6 protein-coding genes and 2 pseudogenes are annotated in these 11,576 nt (G+C 41.6%); all 8 read left to right on the forward strand.

Features of this window, described 5'->3' with window-relative positions; all coding sequences use genetic code 11:
• Window positions 1-2 precede the first annotated feature (2 nt).
• The gene (locus tag AB7E53_RS07015) at window positions 3-1,028 is read left to right on the forward strand and encodes a 2-oxoacid:ferredoxin oxidoreductase subunit beta (RefSeq protein ID WP_079682228.1); all 1,026 of its coding nucleotides are present in this window, start codon (window positions 3-5) and stop codon (window positions 1,026-1,028) included.
• A gap of 147 nt (window positions 1,029-1,175) precedes the next feature.
• A complete protein-coding gene (gene pckA / locus AB7E53_RS07020) occupies window positions 1,176-2,783 on the forward strand; it encodes a phosphoenolpyruvate carboxykinase (ATP) (RefSeq protein WP_421468312.1) in 1,608 nt (535 codons plus the stop codon).
• A 219-nt stretch (window positions 2,784-3,002) separates the two neighbouring features.
• A pseudogene (locus AB7E53_RS07025) lies at window positions 3,003-4,610 on the forward strand (glycoside hydrolase family 31 protein).
• 98 nt (window positions 4,611-4,708) lie between these two features.
• A complete protein-coding gene (locus tag AB7E53_RS07030; RefSeq protein ID WP_079682231.1) occupies window positions 4,709-6,001 on the forward strand; it encodes a 3-keto-disaccharide hydrolase in 1,293 nt (430 codons plus the stop codon).
• 223 nt (window positions 6,002-6,224) lie between these two features.
• Window positions 6,225-9,479 (forward strand): protein O-mannosyl-transferase family, encoded by a 3,255-nt coding sequence (locus AB7E53_RS07035; RefSeq protein ID WP_446774900.1) that lies wholly within the window; start codon window positions 6,225-6,227, stop codon window positions 9,477-9,479.
• 7 nt (window positions 9,480-9,486) lie between these two features.
• A complete protein-coding gene (locus AB7E53_RS07040) occupies window positions 9,487-10,098 on the forward strand; it encodes a polysaccharide deacetylase family protein (protein ID WP_446774901.1) in 612 nt (203 codons plus the stop codon).
• The gene (queG, locus tag AB7E53_RS07045) at window positions 10,095-11,048 is read left to right on the forward strand and encodes a tRNA epoxyqueuosine(34) reductase QueG (protein ID WP_446774903.1); all 954 of its coding nucleotides are present in this window, start codon (window positions 10,095-10,097) and stop codon (window positions 11,046-11,048) included. Before AB7E53_RS07040 ends, queG begins: the two co-directional genes overlap by 4 nt.
• Window positions 11,045-11,576 (forward strand): annotated as a pseudogene (locus AB7E53_RS07050) (S28 family serine protease); the annotation flags it as partial. The gene queG and the pseudogene AB7E53_RS07050, both read left to right, overlap by 4 nt.

An 11,576-nucleotide genomic window follows, 5' to 3' on the forward strand; every position in this document is an offset into this window, starting at 1 on the left:
CCATGAGTATAGAAGTAAAATATGCTAAATACGTAGCAAAAGACTATAAGAGTGATCAGTACGTACGCTGGTGTCCGGGTTGTGGCGACCATGCCGTGCTAAACTGTCTTCATAAAGCGATGGCCGAATTGTCAATCCCTCCACATAAAACTGCTGTAATTTCAGGTATTGGCTGCTCGTCACGTTTACCTTATTACATGAATACCTATGGATTCCATACCATTCACGGTCGTGGTGCGGCTATTGCAACAGGTGTTAAGACAGCCAATCCAGACCTTTCGGTTTGGTTAATAACCGGTGATGGTGACTGTCTGGCTATCGGAGGGAATCATTTCATCCATGTGGTGCGTAGAAATGTTGATATGAACATTGTGTTGTTCAACAACAAAATTTACGGTCTCACGAAAGGTCAGTATTCTCCTACATCCGACAGAGGATTCGTATCCAAAAGCTCTCCTTTCGGAACAGTGGAAGAGCCTTTTGTTCCTGCAGAACTTACACTCGGAGCACGTGGAACTTTCTTTGCCCGAAGCATTGATGTCGATTTGAAAAACTCGACCGATATATTGATCGAGTCTGCGAAACACAAAGGAACCTCTGTGGTAGAAGTATTGGTGAACTGTGTTATTTTTAATGATGGCACCCACAAAGACATAGCGGATAAGGAATACAGGGCAGAACGTACCATTTTCCTGCGTCATGGCGAAAAAATGCTGTTCGGGAAAGACAACGATAAAGGATTGGTCCTTGACGGATTAAAGCTTAAGGCTGTTACAATCGGTCAGGATGGCTACACTCTTGATGACATTTTGGTTCACGATGCCACAACTCAAGATAATACCATGCACCTCCTTCTTTCAATGATGGGTGGTGAAATGCCGGTAGCTTTAGGTGTTATCCGCGCCGTAGAAGCTCCCGTTTATGGTGAAGAATTGTATAAACAAATGGAGGCTGTTCAAACTAAAAAACCCAATCTTAAACTTAACGATATATTAATGAGTGGAGAAGTTTGGCAGGTTAAAGAATAATTAATGAAAAATTTCTTTAATTGTTTTTTTACTTAAAAGAAATTATATTACTTTTGTAACGTCATCATGCAAGAGTAATGTAATTTCTTGTGATATTTAGAGTATTAGAAAAGTTATATAAGTCAATCAATTTAACTAATTATCAAAATGGCTAATTTAGATTTAAGCAAGTACGGCATTGCAGGCACCACCGAGATCCTGCATAATCCGTCTTACGAGCAATTATTCGCAGAAGAAACAAAGCCAGGTTTAGAAGGTTTTGAAGTAGGTCAGGTTACTGAAATGGGCGCCGTAAACGTAATGACAGGTATTTATACCGGTCGTTCACCTAAGGACAAATTTTTTGTAATGGACGAAACTTCCAAAGATACTATCTGGTGGACTTCCGACGAATACAAAAATGACAACAAACCTCTTTCTGTTGATTCTTGGAACAAACTTAAACCATTAGTACAAGGTCAGCTTTCAAACAAGCGTTTGTTTGTAATGGACACGTTTTGTGGAGCAAATGAAAACTCTCGACTTAAAGTTCGTTTCATTATGGAGGTTGCCTGGCAGGCACATTTTGTTAAAAACATGTTTATCCGTCCTACAGAAGAAGAACTTGCCAACTTTGGAGAACCTGACTTTGTGGTAATGAACGGTTCTAAGTGCCAAGCTGGCGATGATTATGCAGAGCTTGGTCTTAATTCAAAAACATTTGTTGTATTCAATCTTACCGAAAAGATGCTGCTTATTGGTGGATCATGGTATGGTGGGGAAATGAAAAAAGGGATGTTTACCTTAATGAACTACCTTTTACCTCTAAATGGCATGGCTTCAATGCACTGCTCTGCCAACACAAACGAAAAAGACGAAACTGCTATCTTCTTCGGTCTTTCAGGAACAGGTAAGACAACTTTGTCTACAGATCCGAAACGTCAGCTTATTGGTGACGACGAACACGGATGGGACGACGAAGGTGTATTCAATTTTGAAGGCGGTTGCTATGCAAAGGTTATCAACCTAAGCCAGGAACATGAACCAGATATCTGGAATGCAATCAAACGCGATGCTCTGCTTGAAAACGTAACTGTAGCAGCCGATGGCAAAATCGATTTCGATGATAAATCTGTAACAGAAAACACTCGTGTTTCATATCCTATCTACCACATCGATAATATTGTAAAACCTGTATCAAAGGCTGGTCCCGCAAAGAAGGTTATCTTCTTGTCGGCTGATGCATTTGGAGTATTGCCTCCGGTATCTGTTCTTACTCCGGAACAAGCTCAATATTATTTCCTTTCTGGATTTACAGCTAAATTGGCTGGTACAGAGCGTGGCATTACTGAACCAACTCCTACTTTCTCAGCTTGTTTCGGTGCTGCATTCTTGTCATTGCACCCAACAAAGTATGGTGAAGAATTGGTAAAAAAAATGCAAAAATCGGGAGCTACAGCCTATTTGGTAAATACCGGATGGAATGGTAGCGGCAAGCGTATCTCTATTAAAGATACACGTGGTATTATCGATGCTATCTTAGATGGTTCTATCGATAAGGCAGAAACTAAAACAATTCCTTACTTCTCATTCGAAGTTCCTACAGCTCTTCCAGGCGTAGATCCTAAGATTCTTGATCCTCGTGATACTTATGCCGATGCTTCTGCCTGGGATACAAAGGCTCAGGATTTGGCTGCCCGTTTCATTAAAAACTTTGCGAAGTTTACAGGAAACGAAGCTGGAAAAGCATTAGTGGCTGCAGGTCCTAAATTGTAAGTTGTAAAAGGGAAATCATAGATTTTCTTGTAAAACAAAATAGAGGGTGATATCATTCAGGTGAGTCACCCTCTTTCTTTTTATATAAAGAGGAGTCTTTATCCCAAAATAGACAACGCTAAGTACTGGTCGCGTGGTTAAAATTATTTTCTAAATCGTATATTTGCAGAAATCTATTCAAAACAAACGCCATTATATCATTTAGAAAACTAAACTAATATGTATTTACAAAAAAAGCTGATTCTTTCTTTCATTACGCTGTTTATGATATTGCCTTGTATGGCACAAAACAAGTATGAAACAATAATATCCTCTCAGGAGGGTGAAGATTGGTAGGGAGGGATGGTTGCCCTGGGGTCTAAAATGCCCTATAGAAATGAACTTCGACTAATTGATCTTTCTCAAGAAAATCTAAACAACCAGAATGTTCCTCTGTTCTTATCATCCAAAGGCAGGGTTGTATGGAGCGACAGACCTTTCTCTTTTAAAACTGAAGCTGGCAATATACATATCTATTCTCAGTACGAAAAAATAAGTCCCTTTCAAGCAGGCAGTACATTGAAAGAGGCTTTTGCTGTTGCATCTTCAAGGTTTTTCCCTCCTTCAGGAGTGATCCCAGACCCGCTCTTTTTCTCCATGCCGCAATATAATACATGGATTGAACTAATGTACAATCAAAATCAGGAAGATATTCTGGCTTATGCAGATAATGTACTTAAACACAATTTTCCGACAGGCGTATTTATGGTTGACGACAACTGGCAGAAGTATTACGGATATTTCGATTTTAAACCAGATCGGTTCCCTGATCCGAAAGGGATGATTGAACGCTTACATAAAGAAGGCTTTCGTATCATGCTATGGATATGTCCTTTTGTAAGTCCCGATAGTCCCGAATTCCGTGATCTGCAGCAAAAGGGATTTCTTATTAAAAAGAAGGGGACGAACGAAGCTGCGATAATCTCGTGGTGGAACGGATTTAGTGCATGTTATGATATAAGTAATCCCCAAGCAGTGGCACATCTGAAAAAACAGTTGAAAGACCTGCAGGAAAGATATGGTGTGGATGGCTTCAAGTTTGATGCCGGCGATATAAGCCACTTTACCGATTCGACACTTGAATTTTATGATAAGTCGGCAACGTCTGTCGACATGTGCGAATATTGGGCTAAAATAGGGCTGGATTTCCCTTTCAATGAGTATCGGGCAGGATGGAAAATGGGAGGTCAGGCATTAGTTCAACGTCTGGGAGACAAAGATTATTCATGGAATGCGGTAGGATTATTAATTACCGACATGATCTCGGCCGGTTTACTTGGTTATTCGTATACATGTCCGGATATGATCGGAGGCGGTCAATTCGGTTCATTTCTCAATATTGATCAATCAAAGCTGGATCAAGATCTAATAGTCCGGTCATGCCAGGTTCACGCACTAATGCCTATGATGCAGTTTTCAGTTGCTCCATGGCGTATTCTTGATCCGGAGCATTTGGAAATATGCAGGAATTATGCACATTTACATCAGAAGATGGGAAACTATATTCTGGAGCAAGCTCACCATTCGGCTAAGAGCGGCGAACCCATTATCCGGCACATGGAATACGAGTTTCCTCATCAGGGATTTGCCTCCTGCAAAGACCAATTTATGCTTGGTGACAAATACTTGGTTGCCCCCATTATAACAAAGGAGCATACTCGAAGTGTAAAATTACCAAAGGGAACCTGGAAAGACGATACCGGTAAAAAATTTAAAGGACCGAAAACTATACAGGTAAACGCTCCGATAGACAGATTACCATACTATGAAAGGATTTCAAAAAAGTGAAATACGTAATCACTTTTAAATCATTTTATAAAAGATAAGTGGCATAATACAAAATAATTAACTATGTTTGTGAACTCATTTTAAAATCTATAATGCTCATGAAATTTTTAAAGAAAGACTCGAACCGCATGGGAGTTTTCTTTAGCTGCGCTGCAGCCTGCCTACTTACATTTGTAAGTTGCGGAGAAGCTCCACAAAACGTACTCACACCACAAGAAGAAGCCGATGGCTGGAAATTACTTTTCGATGGTAAAACTATGGCCGGATGGAAAGATTACAATGGTACTACTTTAACTCAACCGTGGGGTGTAGTTGATGGATGCATCCAGGCTAACGGACAAGGAAGCGATGCCAGTGGCTATATCGTGACTGATAAAGAATATGAAAACTTCGAACTTTCGTGGGACTGGAAATTGTCTAAGGGTGGTAACAGCGGTATGTTGTACCACGTTGTAGAACGTCCAGATTTTGCTGTTCCTTATGTTACCGGTCCGGAATATCAACTTATTGATGAACCTAACTTTGCCGAACCATTGGAAGACTGGCAAAAACTTGGCGTAGATTATGCCATGTATTTACCAGACACAAGCAAAATGAAGGTAAATCCTCAGGGAGAATGGAATAATTCAAAAATTGTTTTTGATAATGGACATGTTGAACATTGGCTGAATGGAGTTAAAATTCTGGAATTCGAAGCCTGGACCGACGACTGGTATGCCAGAAAGAACAGCGGCAAATGGAGTCATGCCCCAGAATACGGACTAGCCAAGAAGGGCGTAATTTGTCTGCAAGACCATGGTTACCCTGCATCTTTCCGTAATATTAAAATTAAGGAACTTCCCAGAAAAACAAAGGAAGTGGTGCTGTTTAATGGCGTAGACCTTACAGGTTGGGAAGTTTACGGAACAGAAAAATGGTATGTGAAAGACAGCCTGTTAATCTGCGAAAGCGGTCCTGATAAACAATACGGCTACCTTGCAACACGCGAATATTTCGACGATTTCGAATTAACTGCCGAATTCAAACAGGAAGCAGATGGCAATTCAGGGATCTTTATCCGCTCTACAGTTGGAGATAGCGTAAAAGTGAATGGCTGGCAGGTTGAAGTAGCTCCTAAGGGCATGGATACTGGTGGTATCTATGAATCATATGGCAGAGGCTGGTTGATCCAGATTGATGATGATAAAGAAAATATTCTGAAACAAGGTGATTGGAACACAATGGTTATCAAAGTTAAGGGAGATAATGTTACAACAATTCTGAACGGACAGGAGATGGTTAACTTTACTGACGAAAAAATCGGTAAGGGTAAAGGACGTATCGCCCTTCAAATTCATGATGGCGGCGGAATTAAAGTTCTATGGCGTAACCTTGTTGTTAAAACGCTGTAAGAAGTCAACAGATTCAACTTAATTATAATATTACCAGGTATCGGAATTTAGATTTCTGATACCTGGTTTTTTTATACTATTCATTTTATACATATTTTTAGTATTCTATTCGCAATTTAAAGACTTACAGAACGTTGAAATTAAGGTTATTTCTTACCTTTGTGGCCGTTGCCTCAGCAAAAAGGCAGATAAATTGAATTAATTATTCACTATATACTATCGTATGGGAAAATATAAACTAATCAACAACGTGCTGGGATGGGTAACCTTTGCCATCTCTTCCATCGTTTATTTGATGACAATGGAACCTACCGCTAGCTTCTGGGATTGCGGTGAGTTTATTTCTTCGGCCTACAAACTGGAAGTAGGACATCCGCCGGGTGCCCCCTTCTTTATGCTAACAGCCAATCTCTTCACTCAGTTTGCATCCGATCCTTCTCAGGTGGCGGTAATGGTCAACTCGATGAGTGCCCTGTTTAGCGGACTTACCATTTTATTCCTTTTCTGGAGTATAACCCACCTTGCCCGCCGGATATTGGTAAACGAAGGAGAAGAAATATCCAACTCTCAGCTTATCACCATCATGGGTAGCGGACTTGTTGGAGCATTGGCCTATACATTTAGTGACACCTTCTGGTTCAGTGCCGTTGAGGGTGAGGTATATGCTTATTCGTCCCTTTTCACGGCCGTTGTTTTTTGGTTGATCCTGAAGTGGGAAGCCGTGGCAGATAAACCTCATGCCGATAGATGGATGGTACTGATTGCCTACCTGATGGGGTTAAGTATTGGTGTTCACTTGCTTAACTTGCTTTGTATTCCAGCCATAGTATTAGTATATTACTATAAAAAATATCCGAATCCTACCCTTAAAGGAACATTTGTAGCCCTATTCATTTCTTTTGCCATCATTGCCGTTATGATGTACGGTGTTGTGCAAGGATTGGTAGAAGTATGTGGTTGGTTCGAGCTTTTATTTGTAAATGGAATGGGCATGCCATATAATTCGGGGGTATTTGCTTATGTTGTAGTTTTACTGGGTGTAATCGCCTGGGCAATCTATGAGACAATGACCTCCAACCCAAACAAGGTTCGTTTGAACATTGCCTTTATTCTTTCAGTTACGCTGATTGGAATTCCATTTATCGGAAGTGGTTATGTTATTGGTATTTTACTGATTGCAGCACTCACTGCATATCTGTTCCTATCTAAAAGAACAAGCATTGAAGTGATGAATACCATCCTGGTGTCGCTTTTGGTAATTGTGGTAGGTTATTCATCATATGCGCTTATCCTCGTCAGATCATCGGCAGAAACACCGATGGACCAGAACTCACCCAAAGATATATTTACTTTGCGTACTTACCTTGCCCGCGAACAATATGGTAAAACTCCGTTGATTTATGGACAAACCTATGTATCTGAAGTAAAACGACAGAATCAGGGAGGAAGTTGTGCTGCTGTAACAAAGGAAGGTGCACCTACCTGGAGTAGAGTAATTAAAAAAGACAAAACAGAAAAGGATAAATATTACGTATCCCGCTACGAATCGGAATACGAATATATTGACGAACTTAATATGCTCTTCCCCCGTATGCATAGTGGTGACGGACGTCATGTAAGCGCATACCAGGAATGGGCACAGGTAAAAGGCGAACCCGTACAGTTTGACCGCTGCGGTGAACGAGTGACGGTAATGAAACCCACTTTTGCCGAAAACATCCGCTTTTTCTTCACTTATCAGCTTAATTTCATGTATTGGAGGTATTTCATGTGGAATTTCTCCGGCAGACAGAATGATATTCAGGGAAATGGAGAAGTAGATAAAGGAAACTGGATTACAGGCATTAAAGCCATCGATTCCGTGATGGTTGGACCACAGGATGATATGCCTTACGATATTGCCAACAATAAAGGTCACAATGTATACTATTTGTTGCCGCTGCTGTTAGGAATTATCGGATTACTATATCAGGCTTATGCCGGAGAAAAGGGAATACAATCCTTTTGGGTGACTTTCTTCCTCTTTTTTATGACAGGTATCGCCATTGTGCTTTATCTGAATCAGACTCCGTATCAACCGCGTGAGCGCGACTATGCCTATGCCGGATCATTCTATGCTTTCTGTATTTGGATTGGATTCGGAGTGGCAGGGTTAGCTAAAATCCTGGAGAAATATGGCAAGCTTCCTGCAGTTGCTGCTGCTTCAGTTGCGACGGTTGCCAGCTTGTTCGTTCCTATTCAGATGGCAGCCCAGAACTGGGACGACCACGATCGTTCTGGACGTTATGCAGCAAGAGATTTTGGAATTAACTACCTTGAATCTTGTGAGCCAAATGCCGTGATATTTACAAATGGCGATAACGACACCTTCCCATTATGGTATGCACAGGAGGTGGAAGGTATTCGTACAGACATTAGGGTTTGTAATACGAGCTATTTACAGACAGACTGGTATATCGATCAGATGAAGCGAGAGGCTTATGAGTCGAAACCCCTTCCTATCTCATGGGATAGAGCCGACTACATTCAGGGCACGCGTGACGTGGCATATATCTTCCCGATGACTGATCAGCCTATTGATCTTAATACCGCGCTGAGCTTTGTAAAAAGCAATGATCCTAAATACAAAAAAATTCCTGGCATTAATCAGCCTTTGGATTATATTCCTTCGCAAACATTGCTTTATAAAGTTGATACAGCTGCTGCTCTAAAACATGGAGTGATTCAGCCGGCCGACTCAGCATTAATGTTGAGTGAGATGACGATTGACCTGAAAGACAAAGAGGTGTTGGGTAAACAGGAACTCATTGTACTGGATATGTTACAAACCAACAATTGGGAGCGTCCTATTTATTATGCTGTGACAGTAAGTCCCGATCAGTTTGTAAAACTAGACGGTTACTTCCAGCAAACCGGACTCGCCTATCAGATTGTGCCGATGAGTACCAAAGGAACAAACAAGGCAGTAAACTCTGAGAAGATGTACGACAATGTAATGAACAAGTTTAAATGGGGAGGTGTAAATAATCCGGATGTTTATCTGGACGAAAATACCATGCGTATGTGTAAGAGCTTCCGTATGGCTCTGTTCAGCAAATTGGCGGGAACACTTATTGCAGAAGGCAAAAATGACAAGGCATTGAAAGTCCTTGATAAAGCCATGGAAGTTCTACCGGCAAAAACGGTTCCATTGGATTACAGTGCCCTTTCTATCGGTGAGTTCTACTTTACGCTCAACCAGAAAGAAAAAGCAGAAGCAGTTTATAACGGTATTGCCGATAATTCCCTTCGAAGCCTTCGCTGGTATTTCAGGTTAAACCCAAATCAGATGGCTTCTGTAATGGGAGATGTAGAACATAATCTGGCTGTTTTGCAAGAAATTTTAAGAATCGGGAAACAGTACGATCCTGAATATGGCAAAGCATTCCAGGAAGAATTTGATAATTACCGTATGGCATATAGTTCCGTACGCAGATAAATAAGGTATGTTTATAGAACAACCCCCGTTCTTTTACAGAGCGTTGTTCCCAGGGGTAATCTGGAGAATTCCGTCGGACAAGAAATGTGTCTATCTCACATTCGACGACGGACCTATTCCCGAGATTACCCCTTGGGTTTTAGATACCCTGGACCGATATGGCATTAAGGCTACATTTTTTTGTGTTGGCGACAATGTCCGAAAATATCCGGAGGTTTATCAGATGATATTGAATCGTGGTCACCGTGTTGGTAATCACACATTCAACCATATCCAGGGAATCCGTTTCTGGACTAAAAATTACGTAGCCAATGTACAAAAGGCTGCAGAGTTAATAAAAAGCAACTTATTTCGTCCTCCGCACGGGCACATGCGCTTTCCGCAAGTATTGATGCTTCGGCGCAGCTATAAGATCATTATGTGGGACGTTGTTACACGCGATTACAGTCCGCATATGACACCCAACGGAGTGTTCAACGTAGTGAAAAACTATACGCGCAACGGATCCATCATCGTGTTTCACGATTCAATAAAATCTGAAGTAAACATGAAGGGAGCTCTGCCGCGAGCGATTGAATGGCTGCAGCAAAATGGGTACGAGTTTAAAACAATTGAATGAATCTTGAGCAAAAAATAAAGGAAGAAGCACTCCGGCTAGGCTTCGCAGCCTGCGGAATTGCAGAGGTAGCCCCGGCAGACAGTGAAGCAGCCTATTTCGACACCTGGCTGGCAAACGGAATGCATGCAGACATGACCTTTATGGAGAATTACCGTAACGTCCGTTTAGACCCTACCGGGTTACTGGAAAGCGCCCGTTCTATTATTTCCGTTGCTTTGAATTATTATCCGGCCTGCCTGCAACCACAAGATGTACCACAACTTGCATACTATGCCTACGGACGTGATTATCACTATGTGATTAAAGAAAAACTAAATGAATTGGTTGATTATATCCGTCGTGAAGTCAATATCAATGCCCGTTGTTTTACAGACTCAGCTCCAATTTTGGAAAGATATTGGGCTTGGAAAGCCGGACTGGGTTGGATTGGGAAAAACACCCACCTGATAATCCCCGGCAAAGGGTCCTATTTTTTTCTGGGTGAAATCGTTACAGACCTGGCCCTTATTCCGGATCGTCCGATGGAAAGTATGTGCGGAAAATGTACGCGATGTATGGAGTCATGCCCTACCAAGGCCATAGAAGCTCCCCGAACATTGAATGCAGGCAAATGTATCTCTTATCTAACGATTGAGAACAGAAATGAGATCCCGGAAAAGCTTGCTCCTCTCATCGGCAACCGTATTTACGGATGTGATACCTGTCAGCAGGTATGTCCCTGGAACCGTTTCGCCAGACCAACAACAGAAGAGTCCTTTATGATGAAAGACGAATTGGCTGAGATGACTGCTGATAAATGGTATGCCCTCTCCCGCGAACAATATACTCGCATTTTTAAAGGGTCGGCTGTAAAACGGGCCAAATACGAAGGCCTGTTACGGAATATAGCCAACTACAAAGCTATTAATTTCAGAAAAGAAGAAGAACAAAACACAAATACTTACAAATGAAACGTATCAGCCACTTGCTCCTGCTGCTATTATTGGTTATAGTCTCGGCTAATGCATCCAACAAGGAGCTCTATCAAAAACTTTGTACACTGAAGGAAGTTATTACCATAGATAGCCTGCCTTCCGATTATTACTCAGAGAAATATGTTATAACTGTTAGACAGCCCCTGGACCATAAACATCCCGAGAAAGGGTCGTTTTCCCAACGTGTGGTAGTCAGCCACGAAGGCTTCGACCGTCCAACAGTGCTTGTAACCGAAGGATACGGTGGCGACTATGCTCTAAACCCTCGTTACCAGGATGAGCTCGCCAGACTATTTCAGACGAATACAGTCTTCGTAGAGCATCGGTATTTTTCCGGATCTGTTCCAGACTCAGTCGACTGGCAATATCTGACTGCCCAGAATTCGGCTTCAGACCTACATCTTATCACCACTCTGTTTAAACAAATTTATCCTCAAAAATGGATTAGCACGGGTATTAGCAAAGGAGGGCAAACAGCTCTGATCTACCGGGCTTTCTTTCCGA

This window comes from Macellibacteroides sp. (assembly GCF_050251695.1).
Lineage (GTDB): Bacteria > Bacteroidota > Bacteroidia > Bacteroidales > Tannerellaceae > Macellibacteroides > Macellibacteroides fermentans.

Coding starts and splice junctions, on each gene's coding strand:
- AB7E53_RS07040 (WP_446774901.1), top strand. CDS start 9,487: ATGTTTATAGAACAACCCCCGTTCTTTTACAGAGCGTTGTTCCCAGGG.
- AB7E53_RS07030 (WP_079682231.1), top strand. CDS start 4,709: ATGAAATTTTTAAAGAAAGACTCGAACCGCATGGGAGTTTTCTTTAGC.
- AB7E53_RS07015 (WP_079682228.1), top strand. CDS start 3: ATGAGTATAGAAGTAAAATATGCTAAATACGTAGCAAAAGACTATAAG.
- AB7E53_RS07035 (WP_446774900.1), top strand. CDS start 6,225: ATGGGAAAATATAAACTAATCAACAACGTGCTGGGATGGGTAACCTTT.
- queG (WP_446774903.1), top strand. CDS start 10,095: ATGAATCTTGAGCAAAAAATAAAGGAAGAAGCACTCCGGCTAGGCTTC.
- pckA (WP_421468312.1), top strand. CDS start 1,176: ATGGCTAATTTAGATTTAAGCAAGTACGGCATTGCAGGCACCACCGAG.